The organism is Streptosporangium sp. NPDC023615 (genome assembly GCF_040640155.1).
Classification (GTDB): Bacteria; Actinomycetota; Actinomycetes; order Streptosporangiales; family Streptosporangiaceae; genus Streptosporangium.
On the sequence record NZ_JBFABE010000082.1, the window covers coordinates 1 to 23093 of the forward strand.

Annotated in this window: 19 protein-coding genes and 1 pseudogene; 15 read left to right on the forward strand and 5 right to left on the reverse strand. The window is 70.5% G+C overall.

From position 1 onward, the window contains the following. From AB0G16_RS34430 to AB0G16_RS34465, 8 genes are all read left to right on the forward strand, one after another. Nucleotides 1–242, forward strand: a 242-nt coding sequence (locus tag AB0G16_RS34430) for a hypothetical protein (protein WP_362814530.1), incomplete at its 5' end; no start/stop codon positions are given. 97 nt (nucleotides 243–339) lie between these two features. After that, nucleotides 340–1101: an SDR family NAD(P)-dependent oxidoreductase gene (locus AB0G16_RS34435; RefSeq protein ID WP_362814532.1), complete on the forward strand. Its 762-nt coding sequence runs from the start codon at nucleotides 340–342 to the stop codon at nucleotides 1099–1101. Between the two features lie 991 nt (nucleotides 1102–2092). Next, nucleotides 2093–3118: a hypothetical protein gene (locus tag AB0G16_RS34440; RefSeq protein WP_362814534.1), complete on the forward strand. Its 1026-nt coding sequence runs from the start codon at nucleotides 2093–2095 to the stop codon at nucleotides 3116–3118. Nucleotides 3119–3464: 346 nt separating this feature from the next. Further along, a complete protein-coding gene (locus tag AB0G16_RS34445; RefSeq protein WP_362814536.1) occupies nucleotides 3465–5735 on the forward strand; it encodes an iron-containing redox enzyme family protein in 2271 nt (756 codons plus the stop codon). Between the two features lie 35 nt (nucleotides 5736–5770). After that, a complete protein-coding gene (locus AB0G16_RS34450; protein ID WP_362814538.1) occupies nucleotides 5771–7606 on the forward strand; it encodes a carbamoyltransferase in 1836 nt (611 codons plus the stop codon). 135 nt (nucleotides 7607–7741) lie between these two features. After that, nucleotides 7742–7882 (forward strand): hypothetical protein, encoded by a 141-nt coding sequence (locus tag AB0G16_RS34455; protein ID WP_362814540.1) that lies wholly within the window; start codon nucleotides 7742–7744, stop codon nucleotides 7880–7882. Next, nucleotides 7879–9093 (forward strand): hypothetical protein, encoded by a 1215-nt coding sequence (locus AB0G16_RS34460; RefSeq protein WP_362814542.1) that lies wholly within the window; start codon nucleotides 7879–7881, stop codon nucleotides 9091–9093. Before AB0G16_RS34455 ends, AB0G16_RS34460 begins: the two co-directional genes overlap by 4 nt. A gap of 32 nt (nucleotides 9094–9125) precedes the next feature. Further along, nucleotides 9126–10181, forward strand: a complete 1056-nt coding sequence (locus AB0G16_RS34465; RefSeq protein WP_362814544.1) for a helix-turn-helix transcriptional regulator — start codon at nucleotides 9126–9128, stop codon at nucleotides 10179–10181. Nucleotides 10182–10187: 6 nt separating this feature from the next. Here AB0G16_RS34465 and AB0G16_RS34470 read toward each other — a convergent pair whose 3' ends face one another. From AB0G16_RS34470 to AB0G16_RS34480, 3 genes are all read right to left on the reverse strand, one after another. Next, the gene (locus AB0G16_RS34470; protein ID WP_362814546.1) at nucleotides 10188–10559 is read right to left on the reverse strand and encodes a hypothetical protein; all 372 of its coding nucleotides are present in this window, start codon (nucleotides 10557–10559) and stop codon (nucleotides 10188–10190) included. 185 nt (nucleotides 10560–10744) lie between these two features. Continuing rightward, nucleotides 10745–11611: an alpha/beta hydrolase gene (locus AB0G16_RS34475; protein ID WP_362814548.1), complete on the reverse strand. Its 867-nt coding sequence runs from the start codon at nucleotides 11609–11611 to the stop codon at nucleotides 10745–10747. Between the two features lie 146 nt (nucleotides 11612–11757). Further along, nucleotides 11758–13362 carry an RICIN domain-containing protein gene (locus AB0G16_RS34480; protein ID WP_362814584.1) on the reverse strand — a complete coding sequence of 535 codons (1605 nt, stop codon included), beginning with the start codon at nucleotides 13360–13362 and terminating at the stop codon, nucleotides 11758–11760. A gap of 314 nt (nucleotides 13363–13676) precedes the next feature. On the opposite strand from AB0G16_RS34480, the gene AB0G16_RS34485 reads away from it, so the two are divergent. Continuing rightward, nucleotides 13677–14423, forward strand: a complete 747-nt coding sequence (locus AB0G16_RS34485) for a DUF72 domain-containing protein (RefSeq protein WP_362814550.1) — start codon at nucleotides 13677–13679, stop codon at nucleotides 14421–14423. Between the two features lie 187 nt (nucleotides 14424–14610). On the opposite strand, the gene AB0G16_RS34490 is transcribed toward AB0G16_RS34485, so the two are convergent. Further along, nucleotides 14611–15444 carry a PHP domain-containing protein gene (locus AB0G16_RS34490; protein ID WP_362814552.1) on the reverse strand — a complete coding sequence of 278 codons (834 nt, stop codon included), beginning with the start codon at nucleotides 15442–15444 and terminating at the stop codon, nucleotides 14611–14613. 528 nt (nucleotides 15445–15972) lie between these two features. On the opposite strand from AB0G16_RS34490, the gene AB0G16_RS34495 reads away from it, so the two are divergent. Continuing rightward, entirely contained in the window at nucleotides 15973–17424 is a 1452-nt protein-coding gene (locus AB0G16_RS34495) for a S28 family serine protease (RefSeq protein ID WP_362814554.1), read from the forward strand. A gap of 322 nt (nucleotides 17425–17746) precedes the next feature. Here AB0G16_RS34495 and AB0G16_RS34500 read toward each other — a convergent pair whose 3' ends face one another. Then, complete coding sequence (locus AB0G16_RS34500) at nucleotides 17747–18097, reverse strand: hypothetical protein (protein ID WP_362814556.1); 351 nt, start codon at nucleotides 18095–18097, stop codon at nucleotides 17747–17749. A 49-nt stretch (nucleotides 18098–18146) separates the two neighbouring features. Here AB0G16_RS34500 and AB0G16_RS34505 point away from each other — a divergent pair, with 49 nt between their 5' ends. The 5 genes and pseudogenes from AB0G16_RS34505 (at nucleotide 18147) to AB0G16_RS34525 (ending at nucleotide 23088) form a co-directional block, all read left to right on the forward strand. After that, nucleotides 18147–18617, forward strand: a complete 471-nt coding sequence (locus AB0G16_RS34505) for an HAD domain-containing protein (protein WP_362814558.1) — start codon at nucleotides 18147–18149, stop codon at nucleotides 18615–18617. A gap of 384 nt (nucleotides 18618–19001) precedes the next feature. Beyond that, nucleotides 19002–19190, forward strand: a pseudogene (locus tag AB0G16_RS34510) (helix-turn-helix transcriptional regulator); the annotation flags it as partial. Between the two features lie 225 nt (nucleotides 19191–19415). Then, on the forward strand, nucleotides 19416–20291 hold the full coding sequence (locus AB0G16_RS34515) for a hypothetical protein (protein WP_362814590.1): 876 nt from the start codon (nucleotides 19416–19418) through the stop codon (nucleotides 20289–20291). A gap of 14 nt (nucleotides 20292–20305) precedes the next feature. Continuing rightward, nucleotides 20306–21109, forward strand: coding sequence for a toll/interleukin-1 receptor domain-containing protein (locus AB0G16_RS34520; RefSeq protein ID WP_362814560.1), 804 nt, complete (start codon nucleotides 20306–20308; stop codon nucleotides 21107–21109). Beyond that, nucleotides 21106–23088 (forward strand): hypothetical protein, encoded by a 1983-nt coding sequence (locus tag AB0G16_RS34525; protein WP_362814562.1) that lies wholly within the window; start codon nucleotides 21106–21108, stop codon nucleotides 23086–23088. Before AB0G16_RS34520 ends, AB0G16_RS34525 begins: the two co-directional genes overlap by 4 nt. Nucleotides 23089–23093 lie beyond the last annotated feature (5 nt).

Consider the following 23093-nt stretch of genomic DNA (forward strand, 5'->3'; position numbering starts at 1 on the left):
GTCCCGGCCAGGCCGGCCCCCGCCTGGACGGGTACGAGATCCGCACCGCCGCGGTATTGCGGGGCATTCCCTGCATCACCACCGTCCAGGGCCTGGCCGCCGCCGTCCAGGGAATCCAGGCGACCGCCTGGAGCGACCCGGGGGTGAGATCGCTGCAGGAGTACGCGCGAAAGCCGGAGGGCGGCGTCCGACCCCCCGGTGACCTGGGACGGGCCGTCGCCGGGGAGACACCGTCCACCTGATGGGAAGCGCTGTTCCACGATTCCGGGCACTTGGTACGTTAGGGATTCTGCCCAGTGTTCGGTTCCCCGTGAATCGCCGGCCGATTGGAGCATTTTGATGACCGGAACCGTGGTTGTGACCGGTGCGAGCAGCGGAATCGGCGCGGCGACGGCCAGGCGGCTGGCGAAGGACGGCTACGACGTGGTGCTCGCCGCCCGGCGCATGGACCGGCTGCGGGAGCTCGCCTCGGAGATCGGCGGGCGCGCCATCCCCCTCGACGTGACCGACCGTGAGTCCGTCGCCGCCCTCGCCTCGGCGCTGGACAGGTGTGACGTGCTGGTCAACAACGCCGGTGGGGCGATCGGCGCGGAGTCCGTCGACACCGGCGACCCCGCCGACTGGACCCGTAGCTTCGAGATCAATGTGCTCGGCACGCTGCACGTCACCCAGGCGTTGCTGCCCCTCCTGCGTGCCGCCGGTACCGCCACGATCGTCACCCTCACCTCGACCGCGGCCTACGTGAACTACGAGGGCGGCGGCGCGTACAGCGCGGCCAAGCACGCCGAGCGGTCGATGGTGCAGACGCTGCGGCTGGAGCTGGCCGGTGAGCCGATCCGGGTGGTGGAGATCGCCCCGGGCATGGTGCGGACCGAGGAGTTCGCCCTCAACCGCTTCCGGGGCGACGCCGACAAGGCCGCCGCGATCTACTCCGGCGTGGACCGGCCACTCGTCGCCGAGGACGTCGCCGAGTGTGTCGCCTGGACGGTCGGCCTGCCGCCCCACGTCAACATCGACCAGCTGGTCGTGCGACCGGTCGCCCAGGCGGCCCAGCACAAGGTGCACCGCGGCCCGCTCTTCCCTTCCGAGGGCGATTCCTGAATCACCCGGACCGGAGGGCGGAGCGGCTTCGAAAAGGCAGGGAAAATCGCGGGGTTAAATCGCGTGACCGTGGCAGGACGCTTCGTGAGCGTTCCGTTCCGATGCACGTTCATTTCCACCGGGTGACGGACCGGGCGCGTGGCGTTCGGATGTTTTGATATCACCGTCGCCCTCCGGGCGTCGTATTTCTCAGGATTCACGGCCCGTCGGCGACGGCGGGCCGTTTTTCATGCGCCGTGTCGGCCGCCTGATTCAGGGGGAAAGGAAGGGGTCGGCGTTGCGTGCGCCGACTCGTGTCTGTTTCTCATTCGGCTTCTTTGGTATCGGCCTTTTATTCTTGTTTCGGCGGTCTTGATTTCCCACTCAGGGCGAGGCCGCCGCCCGGCGTCGGCCACCACGCCCGAACACCCTTCTCACCTGGTGTGACGTTTGAGGCGCGACACCGTCCCGTCGGCGTGGAACAGGCCCCGGACGGGCGCCGCACCCTGGAGGAATCCGCCGGAGAATCGTCCCCGGAGTGGCCTGGCGACCTCGCCCTCACTTCGGCATTACAACTTCAAACTGTCGCTAATACGCTAGGTAACTCGTTGTGATAATCGCGTACATATCCCGTTAACAAACGCGCTCCACCAAACCGATAACGACCGTTATCACACAGATATAGTGCAATCAAGAGGTTGATGGAACGCGTACGGCTTGCTACATTCGTCATGGTTGAGATTAATGCCCGCTCGCCCTGCGCGAGGACACGGGAAATCGGGGTGACAGGCCGGCTGCGACGGGGTTGTGCAGAGCAGGACCCTCTCGGCGGATATCACCGTCCAATACCGCACCACCTATAAATTTTGTCATGCCCGCATAATCCAGGGCATCGGCCGGAAAAGACTTTCGTCATCGCGCGGTTCCGGGCTGTCCGCCCGGGCCCCACCCCGGGCCGCCCGCCCGGGGCCACGGCCGGCGACCGACGGCCACGACCAAGGAGGAATCACCTGTGAAGTCGCAGCGCGCTGCCCTCACGCCCCAGATGCTGCGGTACGACGACTTCGACCACCGCTCGGAGACCCGGTGGCTTCCCTACCTGATGTACTTCCACCGGGCCGGTTACCGATCCGAGGTGATCAACACCGACCGGCTCGGCTTCCGGATCTCCCACGGCGCCGGTGACCGTGCCTCCGCCGGCGGTGACCTGCCGCGCGGCCCGGTGCGGTTGTTCACCGGCAGCTCCACCGCGTTCGGCATCGGCTCCACGACCGACGCCGCCACGATCCCCTCCCGGTTGTGGACCGAGTACGCGCCGTCGGTCCCCTGGCTCAACTTCGCCGGACGGAGCTACAACTCGACGCAGGAGCTCTCCCTCTTCCTGCTCTACCGTCACCTGCTCCCCGAGATCGAGGAGATCGTCGTCTTCTCCGGGCTCAACAACCTGGCGCTCGCCCGGCTGCCCGAGTGGCAACGGGGTGACCACGGGGGCTTCTTCAACTGCGGCGAGTACTTCGAGCAGATGGAGGAGTTGCGCGCCCGGCACCGCAAGACGCCGCTGGTCTTCGGCCGGCGCGCCGAGCGCAAGGGCGCGGCGAACCCGCCCGAGGATCCCCCGGTGCCCCCGCTGGCGGACCGCATCTCCTACGCGGTGGATCTCACCGTCCGCCACCTCGAGGGCTGGCGCCTGCTGGCCGGGGAGACCGGGGCTCGGCTGTCCTTCGTGCTGCAGCCGCTCGCCACCTGGGTCAGGGAGGAGCACGCGCCGCAGGAGCGACTCCTGTTCGGCGAGCTGGACGAGAAGTCCAACTTCTGGTCCCTCTACGGCGACATCGCCACCAAGGAGGCCGGTCGCCGCTACGCCGAGGCGCTGCGGAGCGCCTGCGAGAAGAAGAAGATCGACTTCTTCGACATCAATCCGGTGCTCTCCGACGCCGTACAGGAGCGGGACTGGCTCTTCGTGGACCGCGCCCACTTCACCGACGAGGGACACGACATCGTCTCCCGGATCCTGGCCGACTCCCTCGGCCTGACCTGACCGCGCCGGCCGCCCGCCACCCCGGGCCGCCCGCCTCCGGCGCGGCCCCCGGCCGAACCCGCGGATCCGGCCTGTGCCCCCGAACCCGCATCCCCAACCCGCGACCCCGAACCCGTGAACCCGAACCCGTGAACCCGGCCCGTGAAAGGAACGTGTGACGCCATGTCGTTCGTGCGAAGGGTGCTGTCCAGGCTTTTCGGCCGCAAGCCCAAGAAAAAGAAGAAGGACGACGCCTCCATCTACCCGATGTTCTGACGCCCCGCGCGACCCCGCGCGACCCCATGCGATCCCGCACGATCCCCCGGTTCGCCGGGGAGGTCCCGAGAAACGAAGGAAGGGCAGGAAGGTGCGAAGTCGTACGGAACACACCTCTCCTCCGGACACGGAACGCCGGGGCGAGACCGAGTCCACCTCCAGGACGTTGTACGCGAGGGCCGGCGACGCCGAGTGCTCGTTCCCCGGGGGCAGGTTCGTCCACGAGATCCGCGCCGAGCTGCGGCGACTCGCCGGCTGGCACACCGGGCCACCACGGCTGGACGACCTCGTGGACCGGGCCGCGGCCTGGGGGGAGCAGGAGAGGGAACGCTACCGGACCCTGCTGGACCGCGCCCCCTCCGGCACCCCCGGCGGAACCGGTGACCCCGGCGCAACAGGCATCTCCGGCGGAACCGGTGACCCGGGCGCCCGCGACGTCCTGGTGCGGCGGGCGGCGCTCGGCTGCGCCCCGCTCGGCCTGGCGTCCGGGGCGTGGCTGCAGTGGCTGAGCTCCCCGGCGAACGCCGACGACGCCGTGGTGCTCGACATCCTCACCCTGTACGCCGCCGACGTGGGCGCCGGCCACCCCCGCGCCTCACGTGGCAGCGCCTACCTGGTCCTGCTGCGTCATCTGCTGCTGTCGGAGAACGCCGTTCCCCGGGCCCGGCTCGCGCTGGACCGGCGGATCGCCGACGGGGCCTTCTACCTGCCGGCCCTGCTGCTGGCCATGAGCCGCCGTCCGGACGACTTCCGTCCGGAGATCCTCGGCGCCGACCTGTGCCTGCGCGCCGCCGGGCCGCCACCGGCCCTCGTCCTGGTCAGGCACGCGCATCCGGAGGTCACGGACTGGAACGCCATCGATCCGGGCAGCGCCCGGCAGGGGGGTTGGCGTTCCGGGGCCGAGCAGAGCCGCATCGCGGTGGAGGCCCTCCTGGACGCGCACCCCGGCGGGAGGGCCGCGGCCTCCCGTCCCGGCGGGGGCGGTGACGCCGACCGGGTGGCGCTGGGCTTCGGCTGGGCGCTGGCCGCGCTGCGGCGCTGGAGCGACGACCTGCACGCCGACCTCGCCGCCTCCCTCGACCCCGCCTACGAGATGGCCGAGCTGCTGCGGATCAGGTCCCGCGAGGGCGCCGTCTACCACCACGACTTCACGCTGCAGGGCCGCTCGCTGTCGGAGTGGCTGAAGGAGAGCCAGACCGACCCCGGGCCGCTGCTGCGGGCCCTGGCCGGCAGCCGGCTGGTGAAGCCGGGGCGGTCGTCGGCGAGCTCGCTGGTCAACGGCCTGGTCGGTGAGCGCGGCCCGATGTTCCGGGTCTTCGCCCCCGAGGACCTGTCGGTGATCCGCCGCTGGATCGACGCGCTTCCCGCCGGTGGGGACGACCCGTCGGCCGCGCCGCTCCCGCCCGTTCCCGGGCGGGACACGCTCCTGCTGCCGTCGCTGGACGCCGCCCCGGCGGACGACGGACGCGCCCCCTCCGGCCTGCGGGAGGCGTACCACCTGCTGCAGACCAGGACTCACACGCCCGCGCTCCGCCGCTTCGCGCTGGAGTACGTGCACCGCTGGCTCGCCCGGTCCCGCCACGGGATCGACGACGGCGAGCTCCCGCTGCCCGCGGAGTGGAACCCCGGCGGGCTGCGGCCCTGGCTGGCCGAGCAGCACGACCGGCACGGGCGCGAGTTCGAGGAGAACGCCGACGTGCCGGTGCCGACCCGGGAGGAGCTGATCGACTCCACGGTCCAGCTCGCCCCGCTGACCCTGATCGACGGGAGCTGGCTGCAGGGCTTCACCGACTACGAGCACGCGTCCTCCGAGATCGGCCACTCCCTGTTCGAGACCTACTGGGACGAGCTGGGCAACGGCGAGGTGAAGCTGAACCATCCGCTGATCTACCGCCAGGTCCTCGCGGAGATGGGCGTGGAGCTGCCCCCCACCGGGACGCCGGAGTTCGCGCGGTGGCCGGGCCTGCGGGAGAGCTCGTTCGAGCTGCCGGTGTACTGGCTCTGCGTCGGGCGGTTCCCGCAGACGTTCATGCCCGAGGTCCTGGGGCTGAACCTGGCCATGGAGCTGTCCGGGGTCGGCGGCACCTACCGGCGCGCCCGCATCGCCCTGCGGACCCACGGGTTCAGCACCCGGTTCGTCGACATCCACAACACCATCGACAACGTCGCCAGCGGCCACTCGGCGTGGGCCGCCGACGCCGTCGACACCTACATGGCGACGCTGCCCTCCTCCCGGGGGCCCGGCGCCCAGGCCCAGGCCTGGCAACGCGTCCGGACCGGTTACCGGTCACTCAACCCGCCGAGGGGATTCTGGGCCCGCCAGGCCGCGCGCCTGGCACGAGCGCCCCGCGAATCCCGGTGAACCACCCCTCCGCAGCACGCTGAAGGAGCACGCCCGTGTCAGACCTGGTCCTGGGCATCTCGGCCTACTATCACGACAGCGCGGCCGCGCTGGTCGCCGACGGGGTTCCCGTCGCGGCGGCGCAGGAGGAACGTTTCAGCCGGCGCCGCCACGACTCCGCCTTCCCCTCCCTGGCGGTGAGGTACTGCCTGCGCGAGGTGGGGGCGGAGCTGGGCGACGTGTCCGCCGTCGCCTACTACGAGGATCCGAAACTGAAGTTCCGCCGGGTGATGGCGACCTTCCTGGGGGCGGCGCCGCGCGGCTTCGCCTCGTTCGGGGCCACCCTTCCCGAATGGCTCTCCTGGAAACTGGACGTCACCGCGACCGTGCGGCGCAGGCTCGCCGAGCTGAACGCCGGGAGGGTCCCGGAGATCGTGGTGCGCCGGCACCACGAGTCCCACGCCGCCTCCGCCTTCCTGCCCAGCCCGTACGAGAGCGCGGCGGTCCTGTGCGTCGACGGGGTCGGCGAGTGGGCGACGACCACGCTCTGGCACGGGCGGGGGAGCCGGCTGCGGCAGCTCGCCGAGCTGCGCTTCCCCCACTCGCTGGGGCTGCTGTACTCGGCGTTCACCTACTTCTGCGGCTTCAAGGTGGACTCGGGCGAGTACAAGCTGATGGGCCTGGCCCCCTACGGCCGGCCCCGCTACGCCCACCTGATCCGGGAGAGGCTGATCGACCTGAGGCCGGACGGCTCGTTCCGGCTGGACATGCGCTACTTCGAGTACCTGCGCGGGCAGGTGATGACCGGCCGCGCGTTCGAGCGGCTCTTCGACGGGCCGCGCCGGCTGCCCGAGGGGCCCCTCACCGAGCGCGAGTTCGACCTGGCCGCCTCGGTGCAGCAGGTCACCGAGGAGGCCGTCCTCGCCCTCGCCCGCACGGCCAGGCGGGTCACCGGCGAGTCCAGGCTCTGCCTGGCCGGCGGGGTGGCGCTGAACTGCGTGGCCAACGGCAAGGTGATCCAGGAGGAGGTCTTCGACGAGGTGTGGATCCAGCCCGCCGCCGGTGACGCCGGGGGCGCCCTGGGAGCCGCCCTCGTGGTCGCCTCCGAGCGGGGCGCGCCCCGCTCGCACCTGGGCACCGGCCGGGACGGGATGGCGGGGTCGCTCCTCGGACCCGCCTACGACGACGAGGAGATCGGCGCCTACCTGGACGCCGAGGGCATCCCCTACACGCGGCTGGAACCGGACGCGCTGGCCCGGCGGGTCGCCGCCGAGCTGGCCAGGGGCAGGATCGCCGGGTGGTTCCAGGGCCGGATGGAGTTCGGGCCCCGCGCGCTGGGAGCCCGCTCCATCCTGGGGGACCCGCGTGACTCCGCGATGCAGTCGGAGATGAACCTCAAGATCAAGTTCAGGGAGTCGTTCCGGCCGTTCGCGCCGTCGGTGCTCGCCTCCGACGCCAAGGACTACTTCGACCTCAAGCAGGAGAGCCCGTACATGCTCGTGGTGGCCGGGGTCTCGGCCGCGCAGCGGATCGAGGCCGCCGACGCCGGCGGCGCGACCGGCCTCGACCTGCTCAAGGTGCGGCGTTCCACCATCCCCGCGGTCACCCACGTCGACTCGTCGGCCCGGGTGCAGACCGTCACCGAGCAGAACAACCCGGCCTACCACCGGCTGCTGGCCGCCTTCAAGGAGGAGACCGGCTGCCCGGTGCTGGTGAACACCTCGTTCAACGTCCGCGGCGAGCCGATCGTGAACTCTCCGCGCGAGGCGTACGCCTGCTTCATGCGCACCAACATCGACCTGCTGGCCATGGGCGGCTTCCTGCTGGACAAGGCGGACCAGCCGGAATGGCACGAGGAGGAGGACTGGCGCGAGGCCATCCCGCTGGACTGACCCCGCATCCGCCCGCCCGCGTCCTCCCGCGTCCCCACGCACCCCTCCCCCTCCCCCTCATCCCTCCGCGTCCCCGCACGCCCGCGTCCCCGCACGTCCGCGTCCCCGCACGTCCGAGAAAGGAACGCTTCCTCGATGCGCAAGGTGGCACTTCTCTCCGCCTACTACCTGGTGATCACCCCGGCCGGCCTGCTGGCCCGGGTGACGCGCGACCCGCTGCGCCGCCGCTGGAACCGGCGCGCCCGCAGCTACTGGATCTCCACGGAACGGCCATGACGGACCACATCCTGGTGATCCACCGCTGGCGCGACCGTCACGCCCTGTACGAGCGCTACATCGACCACCACGCCCACCGGGTCACCTACGTGACCACGGAGCTGGGCAGGGCGTCCGTACCGGAGACCGCGGCGGAGATCGTGCCGGTCCCGGCCACCGACGACCTGCGGGCGGTGCGCGCCGCCGCCGAGGCGCTGGCCGCGCGCTTCGGCCCCCCGGCCCGGGTGCTCGCGCTGAACGAGGGCGACCTCGACACCGCCGCCCGGCTCCGCGCCCACCTCGGTTACCCGGGGCAGCGTCCCGACCGGCTGGCCCGGTTCCGGGACAAGCTGACGATGGTCCGGACGGTCGGGGCGGCGGGCCTCGCGGTTCCCGCCTTCGCCGACGCGCCCGGCCCGGACGCCGTCCTGGAGTTCGCCGGCGCGCACGGCTGGCCCCTGGTGGTCAAACCCCGGTTCGGCACCGCCAGCAGGGGCGTGCTGCGGCTCGACTCCGCCGAGGAGGTGTCCGCGCTGCGCGACCTGGAGCCGGAACCGCGCCTGGTACAGCGTTTCTGTCCCGATCCGATCTACCACGTCGACGGCCTGTGGACCGGGACGCGGCTGGGTCCCTGGCGGGCGTCGCGCTACCTGAACACCTGCGTGGACTTCACCGTCGGCGAGGTGCTCGGCTCCGTCGAGGTCGACGACCCGGACCTGCTGGGACCGCTGGGCGACTTCACCGCCGCCGCGGCCGGCGCCCTGAGCGACCGTCCCTGGGTGTTCCACCTGGAGGTGTTCGTGGGGACGGGAGGCGACGGCGCGCCGCGCATCACCTTCCTGGAGGCCGGGTACCGCGTCGGCGGCGCCGAGATCCCCTTCGTGTGGCGGGAGGTGCACGGCATCGACCTGATGGCCGCCGCCGCCGACGTCCAGCTGGGCCGCAGCCCCTCGCTGCGGGTGCCGGACACCTGGGAGACCGGCGGCTGGCTGCTGGTACCGACCCCGGTACCGGCTCCGTGCACGGTGGTCTCCGCCGAGCTGCGGATCGATCCCGAGGAGGGCCCGTACGCGCGGGTCGTGCCCCCGGTGGGGCGCCTGGTGCCGCGGGTGGGCGGCTACGAGCACGTCGGGGCGCGTTTCCGGTTCCGGGGGACGTCCACCGACGACGTGGAGAAGGCCATCGTGAAGACCGCGTCCCAGTTCCGGCTGGTCTGCAGCCCCGTACCGTGACGTTCGAGTGCCATGGAGGTGAACGACCACGTATGCGTCCGGACATTCCGGCGGCCCTGCCGGAGCTCATGGACACCGCCATCACCGTTTACAGGTACGCCGTCATGTGCGGCCACATCAACGCCGGGACGGTGGCCTCAGAGCTGGGGATGAACCCGGCGGAGGCCGCCGAGGCGTGCGGGAACCTGCTGGACCTCAAGCTGCTGCTGGAGAAGGACACCGACGGGACGCTGATCCCGGTCCATCCGGATCTGGCGCTCACCGTGCTGAACGAACCACTGGTCGACGAGATCAGGAGGCGGGAGGAGGTGATCGATGTCAACACCCGCCGGATCCAGCGCATCTCCGACGACCTGGCGCGGGCCGCCGCCCGGCCTCGCGACACCGACGGCGTGCGCCTGGTGCCCGATCCCGCCGAGGTCCAGCGGGAGATCGACGCGGCGAGCCTGCGGTGCACCCGGGAGGTGCTCGTCATGCAGCCCGGCGGCTGGAAACGCGAGAGCCGCCACGCCGCCTCCACCGAGGCGTCGGCGTTCAAGCGCGGGGTCGACCGGCGGATGCTGTTCCAGCACACCGCCCGCGCCGGCCTGGGCATGCGCTCCTACGTCGGCCGGATCGCCGAGCACGGCGGCCAGGTCCGCACCACCTCGGTGAGCCTGGAGCGCATGTTCATCTTCGACGGGCAGGTCGCCTTCATCCCCATCGACCCGGCGGGCGACGAACCCTCGGGCGCGGCGATGATCACTCATCCGGTGGTGGTCGGTTTCCTCCGCCGGGGCTTCGAACGCGTCTGGGCGGGCGCCATGCCGTTCGAGAGCGGTACCGCGAGCTACGACGAGGTGTCCGCGGACATCAAGCTCTCGCTGCTGCGGCTGATGGCGTCCGGGCTGAAGGACGAGGTGATCGCCAACCGGCTCGGCATGGCGGCCAGGACCTGCCGCCGGCACATGTCGGCGATCATGGACGAGCTGGGCGCCACGAGCCGCTTCCAGGCCGGTATCAAGATCGCCCAGATGGGCGTCCTGTCGCCGGAGTACGCCGTGGACGCGGCGCGTGACGGCCGCGACGACGCCCACCCGTCCTGGTGAGGGCCGTCACCGGTAGCGGAAGCCGTCGAGGAACCGGCGGAAGACCCCGCCCAGCCGGGGCAGCGGCTCGGCCGGGGGCGGCGCCGTCGCGCGCTGCCGTGCGATGGGCCGGTCGTAGTCGGTCCGCGCGATGGCGTCGACGACCTGCTCCTCGTCGTAGTCCTCGGACCCCTCGATCACGGGCACGAAACCGACCAGCATCCCGTTCCGCATCACCTGCGCCTCCAGGCCGGCCGTGCCGTCGGTGTCCCAGTCGGCCTCCCGGCCACCTGACAGCAGCACCCGGACGCCCATCTGGTGGCCGCCCCTGGCCAGGTGGGCGTCTATGCCACGGTCACGTAACGCGTCGACGACCCGTCGGGCCCGGTTCTCTTCCACCTCTCCCACGGTAGCCCGGCCAGGCCTTTCCCGAGCGGGTGAGCTCGCCGCCCTTCCCGGGCCGGCGACCTCTCCGTCCTTCCCGGGCGGGCGACCTCTCCGTCCTTCCCGGGCGGGCGACCTCGCCGTCCTTCGGGCCGGCGACCTCGCCGTCTTTCCCGGGCCGGCGACCTCGCCGCGACCGCCTACCGCAGGAGGGCGCGCAGGATCGGCTCGGCGTGGGTCCAGAGCACCGCGCCGCCGATGTCCGGCACGAGATGACGGACGGCGCCCGGGATCCGGGCGGTGAGCGTGACCCCCCGGTCGGGCGAGTGGCCGGTGTCCTGCTCGCCGTACCAGACGTCGACCGGAACGGTGATCCTCGCGAGATCGAACGGCCACCGGCCCATGGCCAGGACGGTGTCGCGGGCGTAACCGGCCGGCCCCTGGCCGAATCCCTCGTCCAGGGCACGGCGGTAGGCGGCCTCGAAGGCGGGGGCGGTGTAGACGGCCAGGTCGGAGGCCGGGCTTCCCGCGGCGACCATGTCCCACATCGCGTCCGGGCCGAACCCGGCGAAGACCTTCTCCGCGCCGTCCGGGTCGCGGACGGTCATGGCGACGAGCTCGCGCAGCTGTTCGGGCAGCTCGCCGGCCCGTTCCGGCGCGGCGATCTCGTCGGCGCCGGACACGACGGCCAGCGCCGAGACGACCCCCTCCACCGCGCACGCGAGCGCGAACGGCGCGCCCTGGGAGTTGCCGACCATCGCCGGAGATCCCAGCCCGCGCAGCTCGGCGAGGTGGCTGATGTCGTCGGCGAAGTCGGAGAACGTCCGGCCCGGCGCGGGCGTCGAGGCACCGAGCCCCGGCCGGTCCACCGAGATCAGGCGTACGCCGAGCCTGTCGACGGCGTCCGCGCCGAACCCGAGCAGGCGGCTCGTGGCCGCTCCCGGGCAGAGCAGCACCGGGACGCCGTCCGGCGGCCCCCACTCCGCCCAGCCGAGCGACCGTCCGCCGGGAAGCCGGCTCTCCCCGAGCCGATGGGGATCGTCGATACGTATGTTCACGTCCCCCATGATGGTCATACAACCGTCACGTCCGCACCTGATTTTCGGCCAGGCCCGAACCCGCCGGGGACGAGTCCGGAGCCGGTCGGGGCGGACCCGTGGCCAAGGCGGACCCGTGGTCCGGGCACCGGTGCGCCCGGACCGCGGGGGGTGGGTCACTGCGGGATCGTGTCCGCCCCGCCGGCACCGGCGCCCGCGGGCGGCGGGGTGGCCGAGGCGGAACCGGCCGAGTAGGCGTACGAGGGACGCGCGACGCCGCCGTCGGCGCGCAGCCAGTCGCTCATGCTGCTGCCGCTGCTCTGCGCCCGCCGGATCGTGGCGACGTCGTAGAAGTTGCTGCCCGCCCAGGTCAGCCTGGTGTCCCCGAAGTCCTGTGTGATGGTCTTCGCGCTCCTCACGTGGTTGCTCTCGGCGTAGATCCTGCCGCCCACGCCCAGGCCGAGGAAGTAGTCGTCGACCTCCACGAAGTTGGCGAACACGTGGGCGTACCCGAACCGCACCCGCGGGTGACGGGTGTTCGACCCGTCGAACCAGTTGTGGTGGTAGGTGGCATTCAGGTAGCCGGTGTCCTGGGCGCCGTTGCCGTCACTGTGCCCGAGAAGCATTGACTTGTCGGTGCCCACGTAGCGGTTGTAGGAGACCGTCGCCAGGTCCGAGCCGCGCTTGATGTCCACCGACCCGTCACCGGCCGGGTGGAAGGTGTTGTGGTCGATCCACACGTGGTGGGAGTAGCACTGCACGTTGACCGAGTCGTCCGGGGAGTTCCTGAAGGTCAGGTTACGGATGATCACGTTCTGGACGTGGGTGAACCTGTCCTTCTCCGCGGGGTCGCAGATGTCGCCGCCCCAGGCGATCTCGTCCGGGCCCCAGCCGTTGACGTCGAGGCCGAACCCGCTGATCGTCGCGTTCGAACCGACACCGATGACGGTCTTGTTCGACCCGACGTCCAGCATGTCGGCGCCGTTGCCGGTGATCGTGCCCGAGACGCGGACGATCCGGGGGGTGTCGTCGGCGACGGCCGCCGCCAGTTGCGCGTAGGTGGAGACGGTCACCGTCTGCCCGCCCGCGCCGCCGTTGGTGCCGCTGCGGCCGTACTTGGTGAGGGTCGCGAAACCGACCAGGCCGTCCGCGTTGCCGGGCGGAGCGGTCACCGTCGGCGTCGGGGAGGGCGTCACCGTCGGGGTGACGGTGGGGGTCGGGGTGACGCTCGGCGTCGGGTTGCCGCCGCCCGCCGGGACCAGGCGCCACTGCTTGGTGGCCGCCGAGTCGCAGGAGTTCTGCTGGACCGGGGCGCCGGAGGCGGTGGAGTTGTCCTTGGTGTTGAGGCACTTGCCGCCGTTGGCGTTGGCCACCCGGTAGGCCGCTCCGGAGGCGGTCAGGTTCCAGGTCTGGGAGGTCGCCCCCGAGCAGCCTTCCTGCTGCACCGGCTTGCCCGCCGAGGTGCTCGCCCCCTGGACGCCCGCGCACTTCCCGCTGTGCGCGGCCTTGAGCAGGAACCCGGCGCCGGCCGCCGTCAGGTTCCAGGTCTGGTCGGCGCCGCCGTCGCAGCCTTCCTGCGCCAGTTGCACGCCGTCGGAGCCGGAGGCCCCGGGAACGCCCAGGCACAGGCCGCTGCCCGCGTTGACGAGCGTGTAGGCCCCGGCGGCCGGGGCGGCGGCCGCCGAGCCGGCGACCGCCCACCCGGAGACGGCGACCGCGGCGACCGCGGCACCACGGCGGCCCTCGTGGCCCTCGTGGCGCCGGTGGCGCCGGCGTCGAATCTCGTTCTCACAACCGAACTCCTCGCTGGTCCGGCAGGTCTGCGGGACCTGCGCCCGGGATCTCCCCCGGCGGGTACGCGTCGCTCACGAACGCTCTCGGCGACGGTTGGACAGACCATAGGAAAGCGCTTTCCCAATGTCAATGGGCAGTGAACATTCATGACAGTTCCCCGACAATCGGACACAAGGGGACGGACGACCGGCCCCCGATGACGAGCCACCGCGCACCCGGCGGCATGGCCTCGGGCACGCCGGGAAGGAGAAGGCTCGTACGACGCGGAAGCCGAGCAGCAAGAGGCGGGGGCCGAACTCCGATGATGCTGGTGGGGACGTCCGGCTGGCAGTACGCCGACTGGCGCGGGGGGCTCTACCCGCCCGGCGTGCCCCAGCGGCTCTGGCTGGAGCGGTACGCCGAGACCTTCGGCACCGTCGAGAACAACAACAGCTTCTACCGCCTCCCGGCGCGCGAGACCTTCGAGGACTGGCGGGAGCGCACCCCGCCGGCGTTCGTCATGGCCGTCAAGGCGAGTCGCTTCCTCACCCACATCAAACGACTGAAGGACCCGCGGGAGCCGGTCGAACGCCTGATGGCGGCGGCCGGCGGGCTCGGGGGCGGGCTGGGGCCGATCCTCCTGCAGCTCCCGCCGACGTTGCGCGCCGACACCGGGCTGCTCGACGCGTGCCTGGGCTGTTTCCCCGCGCACGTGCGGATCGCCGTCGAACCCCGGCACGAGTCCTGGTGGAGCGACCCGGTCCGCGAGACGCTCTCGGCGCACGGCGCGGCCCTGTGCTGGGCCGACCGGCTCGGCCGCCCGCAGACCCCGCTGTGGCGGACCGCCGACTGGGGCTACCTGCGCCTCCACGAGGGCCGGGCCAACCCCTGGCCCTCGTACGGCGACGACGCGCTCCGCTCCTGGCTGCGCCGCCTGGGCGAGACGTGGGACGACCGGTGCGACGTGTACGTGTACTTCAACAACGATCCCGGCGGCGCGGCGGTGCGCAACGCCGTCCGGTTCACCGAGCTCGCGACCGCCGAGGGCCGGCCGACCGGTCCCGCGTGAGCGGCCCTGCATGACCGGTCCCGCGCGACCGGTCCTCCGTGAGGCGGCCCCGCATGAGCAGCCCGCCCGGGCGGCCCCCGCAGACACCGGCCCCGCGCGACCGGCCCGCAGAGCACGTCACCCCTCGCGACGGCGCACGATCGAAGAGCCCGCCGGACCCGTGGAGCACGTCACGCACGCAAGGCCGTCACGCCCGTCTCCAGAAGTCGTCCGGGTGCGCCCCGGGCCGGAACCCGCAGGCCTCGACCATCGCGCTCGCCTCGGCGAGCCCGCGGGCCAGCAGGGCGGGCTCGTGCGCGTCGCTGGCGAAGGTGACGGTCTGGCCGCCCTCCCGGTGCCACCACCGCACGATCTGCGGGTGCATGGGCACCTTGGTGTTCACCTCCAGCGCCCTGCCCGAGCCCGCGAGGACCCGCAGGACCGCGCGGTACTCGTCCTCGAACGCGACCGGATCGTAGGGCTCGGCCCCGGCCGGCCAGTACCGGATCGGATAATCGATGTGCGCGAGCACCTCGAACTCGTCGTACCCCTCGACCAGCCGTACGGCCTCGGCCAGGTAGTCACGCACGACCGTGGCGGGCGGCCGGTCCCGGTAGAGGCCGGAGACCTCGTCGAACCCGGCGCCGGCCGTTATGGAGTGCACCGAGCCGAGCACCCGGTCGAACCTTCCCGCCCGCAGCACCCGGTCGAACCGGTGACCGTGGCGGTGCGGCTCGCTCAGCTCGACACCCGACAGGATGCGCAGGTCCGGGAAGCGGTCGCGGCAGCGTTGCAGGCACTCCAGGTAGCCGTCGAGGTCGAGCTCGGGAGGCGTGAGCACCCCGTCGGTGACCAGCACCCGCCAGGCGTCCGGGATCTCGGTGTCCTCGCGCAGGGTCCACGGGGTGAAGTCGGCGTGCTCGGTGAACGCCAGCGAGGACAGCCCGATCTCGACCGCCCGCTCACAGGTGCCCTCCATGGAACCGGCCAGCGCGTCCCACGACCACTGGCTGTGCACGTGACCGTCCTGTGGAAGCGGCATCCGTCCCTCCCGATCCCCGAGTCACGACGTCCTCTCCCGGGACGCCCGCCCGTTCTGCCACCCCGGCCCGCCCACCCGGAGCCCGGGCCTGTCCGCCCCCCGTGACCCCGGGCCTGTCCCCCGCGATCCCGGCTCGTTCTCCCGGGACTCCGAACCCGGACGGCGCGCGGGGGTGCCCCTCACCGCGGTGAGCGCCCTCTTCGGACGCTACATGACGGATCCGCGCACGTCTGCGGGCTCGCCGCAGGACCGGCGGGTTCTCACCACCCCCTCGCACCGCCCGTCCACCCGCCGGACCCGCTCCTCGCAGGCAGATCCCCGGGTCCGGCCCTCCACGCCCCGACCCCCCTACCGGAAAGCCTTCCGTAACGGCCCTCCGTATGATCCGATCCCCTTGAACATCTCCTGAAATCCAGCGAATGTGGGCGGGACAATCTCATAGCGCCTGTTTCCCGGCGGTCGCGCGGAGGAGGCACCCCTCCCCGCCGGCCACGTGATCCCCGGCCTCCTCCCCCACCCCCAGGAGAAATGACCGTGCGAACCCGGGCACTTCCCGCCCTCGTGCTCTCACTGCTCACCGCGGGCTCCCTCGCCCTGCCCACCCCGGCGGCCGCGCTGTCCCTCACGGCCCCGACCTCGGCGTCCACCGTGTCCTCGCCGTCCACGGTCTCCTCGGTGGCCGAGGACACCCTGACGGACAGGCTCCGGGCCATCCCCGGCCTGACCGTGGTCTCCGAGACGCAGGCGAGCGGCCACCGGTTCTTCGTCCTCACGTTCACCCAGCCGGTGGACCACCTCCGCCCGGACGGGGGAACGTACCAGCAGCGGCTCACCCTGCTGCACCGGGCCGAGGACGCGCCGACGGTGCTCTACACCAACGGCTACGGCCTGGCCGTGAACCCGGCGGCCTCCCGGACCGAGCCGACACGGCTGCTCGAAGGCAACCAGGTCTCGGTCGAGCACCGCTTCTTCCGCTCCTCCCGGCCGGAACCGGCCGACTGGCGCAAGCTCAACATCTGGCAGGAGGCCACCGACGAGCACCGCATCGTCCAGGCACTCAAGACGATCTACTCCGGCAAGTGGATCCAGACGGGCGCGAGCAAGGGCGGCATGACCTCGGTCTACCACCGGCGCTTCTACCCCAACGACGTGGACGGCGTGGTGGCCTACGTCGCGCCGAACGACAGGATCAACCCCCTCGACGGGGCGTACGACCGGTTCTTCCGGACCGTCGGCGACGCGGCCTGCCGCACCGCGCTGGACAACGTGCAGAAGGAGGCGCTCAAGCGCCGCGACCGGCTGGTGCCCCGCCTGGAGGCGGCGGCCGCGCAGAACGGCTGGACCTTCACCGGGACGCTGGGCACGGCCAACCGCTCGTTCGAGATGACGGTGCTCGACACGGTGTGGGCGTTCTGGCAGTACCTCGGCGTCGGTGACTGCCCGGAGGTGCCGCAGGCCACGGCCACCGATGAGGAGATCTACGACTGGATCGACTCCGTCGCCGGTTTCTCGTTCTACACCGACCAGGGCCTGGAGTACTACTTCCCGTACTACCACCAGGCGGCCAAGCAGCTCGGCTGGCCCGAGCTGAGGTTCGAGCACCTGCGCGGCCTGACCCGCTACCGCGGCCTGTACCAGCCCAACTCGGTGCTCCCCGCCGAGCTGCGCTCCGCGCACAACTCGCTGCCGATGCTGGACGTGGACCACTGGGTGCACGCGCGCTCCAACAAGATGATGTTCGTCTACGGCGAGAACGACCCGTGGGGCGCGGAACGGTTCACCCCCAGCCGGAACGACTCCTACCTGTACGTCGCGCCGGGCGCCAACCACGGGGCGAACATCGCCGCGCTGCCCGAGGCCGACCGCGTGGCGGCGACGGAGACCCTGCGGCGCTGGGCCGGGGTCACCGTTCCCCCGCCGGCCGCGCGGACCGCGCCGCTCCCCGACGACGACATGCTCCCGCGCCGCCGTCCGCTCTGACCTCCACCGCGTCCGGTGTGGCCGGAGGACTGACCCTCCGGCCACACGGCCGAGCGCCATGCGCCGATGGCCAAGGTGCTGATCTTCTCGTGCCCTCCATCGTCCGCCGGCCGGTTGGTCGGTCAGAAAGACGCCATTCTTCGCCGAATGAGCGCACCCGAAATTATTATGGATCTTCACGGACTCCATGAGGGTGAAAGGGCCCCGATCGACTCACTCGGGATGCCGGGCGCACAGATCGCGAAACCTTTGATACACGCGCCGGCACAGCGGCCAGAAACGGTCACGCCGAAGCGTTGACCTGGATCGTCGATACCATGTTTCACTTCCGGCCCCGGACCGACCTTCTTGTCGTCACACGCAATCGATCTGCATCGAGAACGAAAACGGCCCAACCGTATGTGCCCAAATCCAGAAATATGATGTTCGAGCCGGAATACTTTAACAGCCATCTACCGCTGAAAGTAGGTGCGTCCCACGGGCAGGCGTTCATCATAAGGGTGAACAACATTTCAGGAACGTCAGCGCCAGCCTGACGCACCGGGTGGCCACGGGTGGAGGCCGCGCGAGCGTCACCGTCCCCCGATCCGATCGATGCCGTACCTGGCAGACGCGCGCTCTCCTCCAGCACCTCCACCTTGACGACCGCTCCGTCCAGGAAAAACTTCTCCACGAACGGTCACCGTTATCCTGCGGCAGTGCCTGGTTCCACGGAGCGCCCGTTGCTGTTCCTGGATGTCGACGGACCGCTCATTCCGTTCGGACACCCTGGCGGATATCCGCAGGACCAGACGACACCCCCGTTGCCGAGGGGGTCAAATCCGTTACTGGCCAGGCTTGACCGCCGAAACGGGCAGCGGTTGGCGGCTCTGCCGTGTGAGCTGATCTGGGCGACGACATGGATGGCCGACGCGAACGAAGTGATCGGTCCGCTCCTCGGCCTGCCCGAGCTACCGGTAGTGGACTGGCCGGACTCGACGGCGGAAGGCCCACTGCACTGGAAAACCCGTGACCTGGTCGACCGAGCCTCCGGGCGCTCGTTCGTTTGGATCGACGACGAGATCACCAACGTCGATCGCGCATGGGTGACCGCGAACCACCACGGACAGGCCCTCCTGCATCGCGTCGACCCCCGTCGCGGCCTCACGGACACCGACTTCGACGTCATCAACGACTGGCTGGAACGGCTGTAGCCGACCAGGACGGGAGCACCGTCATCATTCCGACAGCACAGAATGAAGATCGAATAATCTCTTCATCGTGGTAGGGGATACAGCCCGCCTCCGCGACGGCAAATCATCCGGCCGATATTCAGTTCGACCTTCACCGCCGATCTCTTTATTCACGCGACTGATCGTTCTCGAACCGTCCGCCCACGACCGGCCCCGCCCGATGAACCACCCGTAGCCGAAAGAGCCGACGAAAGATCTGATCCCACCTGGACAACGAGGAGTACCTCCTATTTCCTTCAAAGGTGGAAACGGGAAACCCAGGTACGGCTCTTGTCTGTTCGGTGACGATTAACGCAGGCTGGTAAGCGCTGATCCACCATACGGACGGACGGTTCGGAGGTTCATGTGGTTCAGCAACCGATCCCCTTCGGAAGGGAACTTCGGAGGTTGCGTCTCGCCGCCGATCTCACCCTTACCGATTTATCCAGGTTGGTTCATTACAGCAAGGGTCAGCTCAGCAAGGTCGAGCGAGGTATCAAAGCGCCGAGTCGTGGGCTGGCTCGTCTCTGCGACGCCGAGCTCGGCGCCGGAGGCCGACTCGCCGCCCTGGTCCGTGAGCGGCCCTCCAGTGAAGAACTCGTACAGGAGAACGGTGATGACGATGAGGTGTGGTTGATGCGGTTGTCCACGGACGGGCAGAACTGGTTTCAGCCCGTGAGCCGGAGGCAGGCCATGGCGACCGGGGCGATCTCGGTCGCCGGAATGAGTATCGGTGGACGAAGGGCCCTGCCCGGCGCCGAGGACTCGACGCTTCTGGGAATGTCCCGATCACTGTTCGACCACTACCGCCGGCTCGGTCAGACGGTCGGTCCCGGCCTCCTGCTCCCCGCGCTCATCGCGCAGACCCATACCCTCCGGGAGCTGTCCGCCCATGCCGGCCCCCGGACGCGTAAGGGTCTGCTCAGGCTGGGTTCCCGGTACGCCGAGTACGCCGGCTGGCTGACACAGGAGACGGGAAACGAGCAGGCGGCGTTGTGGTGGACGCAACGCGCCGTCGCACTGGCGGCCGCCGGCGACGACCATGACCTGGCGGCCTACGGGCTGGTGCGTCGGGCACTGGTCACCCTCTACCGCGAGGACGCGGCACAGACCGTCGCGCTCGCCAGGCAGGCACAGAACGGCACGGTGCCACCGAGGATCCGCGGCCTGGCCGCTCAGCGAGAGGCGCAGGGACACGCACTCGCGGGTGACCACGACGCGTGCATGCGCGCACTGGACCGGGCACGCACGCTCCTCGCACACCACGTGCCTGACCCTGACGCGCCCGTCATCGGCACCACCAATCTGGCCGACCCCGTCGGAATGGTCACCGGTTGGTGCCTGTACGACCTGGGGCGGCCGGCCGAGGCCGCCGACATCATCGAAGCGCAGCTGGCCGGAGTGTCTCCTCAGGCACTGCGCACCCGAGTCCGCTATGGGGTGCGCTGCGCGCTCGCCTACGCCGCGGCCGGAGAAGTCGACCACGCGTGCGATCTCACCGGCCGGCTGCTCGACGACGCCGTCACCGTGGGCTCGGCCACGATCGCGGCGGATCTGCGCAACCTCGTCCGCACCCTGGCTCGTTACCCCCGCAACAGGTCGGTGCGTGAGCTCGCTCCCGAACTCGGCACGACCCTGCAGGCCATCGTTCCGTAGAGAGGAATCTCCCCATGGCGACCGTCTTCATCAACTACCGGACCGGAGACGGAGACAAGACCGCGCTCCTCATCGAGCAGGAACTCTCCAAGATCATAGGAGGGAAGGAACAGATCTTCCGTGCCACCAGATCCATCAAACCTGGTCAGCGCTTTCCCGAGGCACTGCTGAACAACGTACGGCGTGCCACCGTCGTGCTCGCCGTCATCGGCCCCGCGTGGACCGGTTCGCCCAAGTTACGCGACAGGGACGACTGGGTTCGCCGGGAACTCCTGGAGGCGCTCACCCTTCAGATACCGGTCGTGCCGGTCCTTGAAGGAACGGGGGCCAGGCGACTGAACCGAGCCGAGTTGCCACTGGATCTGAAGTGGCTCGCCGACATCCAGTCGTCGCGTCTGGACGTGGAGGACCTCCAGGCCGACCTCTCACGCCTCGTCACCAGGCTCGGCGAGTGGATCCCCTCGTTCAAAGCCCTCTCCCACCCCGACTCCCCGCCGCCGCAGGCCGTTTCCGTCTCCAACACGGCCGGCACCTCCTACGGCTCGACCGTGCAGGGCCGCGACATCACCACCGGCGACATCACCAGCGGCGACGTCAGCACGGGCGACATCACCAACAACACGACCAACGCCACCGGTGACATCACTGACACCTTCATCGGGCACAACCACGGGACGGCTCACACCGGCAGGGGCAACGTCTACAACTACGGCGACCCGCGACGGTCCCACAGGAGCAGGAGACCGTACGACGCCGACGACCGGGAGGACACCGGTCTGCGATCCGGCGATTCCCAGTCCGACGAGGAGGAGCGTTGAGCGACCGGTTCACCTCCCACGTCAGGGAGAACAACGGATCGATGCACACGGGCAGCGGCGATGTGATCAACAACATTTTCGCCCAGCTGGCCGAGGACGCGGGCAAGGAGCCACAGGGGATCGCGAACGACCAGCTGGCATGGTTGCGGCGGCACTTCGTTCCTCCCGCGGGCTTCGACCGGGCGCTTGGGGTGCTGCGAGCCCACCGGACCGTGTTCCTGGCGGGTGCCCCGGGGACAGGACGGAAGACCGCGGCGTGGATGCTGCTCAACGAGTTCTACACCCGTAGCGAGACGCTTCACGAGGTCATGCCGAGAGAAGACCGTGCCGATCGCCTCGACCCCGGCCAGGTCGACGAGGGCTCCCTGCTGCTGCTGGACCTCTCCGCGAACACCGGCGAACGGGGCTCCTTCACCGACGAACGGGGTTGGAGCGACCTTCAGGGTGAGCTCTCCGGCTTTCGCAGGGTCGTCCACGAACGCATGGCCTATCTGGCCGTGGTGCTCCCGGACGAGCGGGCCGAACAGTTCCACACGGGCCTCGCCCCCTACTGCGCCAGGATCGTCCGGCCCGCGGGGCTGGAGGTGCTTCGCTCCTACCTGCGCGCCGAGAACGTAGCGGTCCCCGAAGACGGTTCGGTACCCCAGGACCTCACGACGTTCCTGGGCAAGCGTCCGCCGATGCGGCGGATCGCCCACCTCGCCTCGCTCGTCGTCGAGGCGCGGGACGCGACGGGATCCGAGGGAGGTTTCACCGCCTGGTGCGGGGACGCCCTGACAGCGCTGGGCGACAAACAGAGCGCGACCGTGGGAAACAGGCTCGCCACGCTGTGCTGGGGACCGCAGCGGGCACTGCTCCTGGCCACGGCCATGTTGCACGGGGCCCACGCCGAGGTCGTGCACCGCGCCTCCGCCTCGCTGTTGAAAGTGGTAGGGCACCCGCAGGCCGGACTCCCCCTCCTGGAACAAGCCGACTTCTCCGTACGCCTCCGGGAGATCGGCGCGAACACCGACTCCTCGGGCCGGGTGCGATTCGACGAGTTCGGATACGACTCAGCGGTCAGAATCCATTTCTGGACCCACTGGCCGCAACTACGGGAGCCCATGCGCGCATGGGTCGCCGACACCGTCGGACTTCCCGGGCTGGAGCAGGACGACCGCGACAAACTGGTCCAGCGGTTCACCGAGCGGTGCCTGCACGAGAGGTACAGGGACGTGCTCCCGGATTTCGTACAGAAGTGCGCGGAGGACGTCAGGAACGGTGCCCGGATGGGCGCGGCCTCCCAGGCCCTGAGGCGAGCGCTCGCCCATGAGGAGCACGGCCGGTTCTTCCGCCAGAAGATCTATGAATGGGCCAAGACCTCTCTCCCGCAAGGGCTTGTACAGGTACTCGTCGTGGCGTGCTGGAAAGCGATGGCCGTGCACCACCCCGAACAGGCCATGGTCCGGCTCCATCACCTGGCCCGCAGGGAGGGCGGGACCACGCACGCCCGTCACGCGCTCACCCGGATCGTGGACTCCGACCCCCAGCTCCGCGTCCGGATGCTGAAGCGGCTGGTCGAACGGCTCGGCGCGGAGGACAGCACTTGGCGCCGGTTCGACGCCGGCCTGTTCCTCGACCTCGCCGACCCGATGGCGCTCACGGCTCCGGGACCGCACCCGCACCCGCCCATGTCCGATCCCGCCGTACGGGGCCATCTGACCTCCGGCTGGCGTTTCGTCCTCCACCTCCGTCCGCCCCTGGACTGGATCGCGCGGATGGAGCGGTGGCTCCGAACGGCCTACGAGGACGAAGGGCACCGCGAGCATCTCGTCGACGTGCTCGTCGAGGGAAGCCGGCCACGCACGGACCTCCTCGCGTCCCTGCACGTTCTCTCCCGCAAACCCGGCCCTGCCCCGGAGGACGAGGAGCGGCGACGCGCCCTCGTCGACCTCGTGTGGCGGAAGATCACAGCCGTCCTGAACCCTCGGGTCGCGTGAGGTAT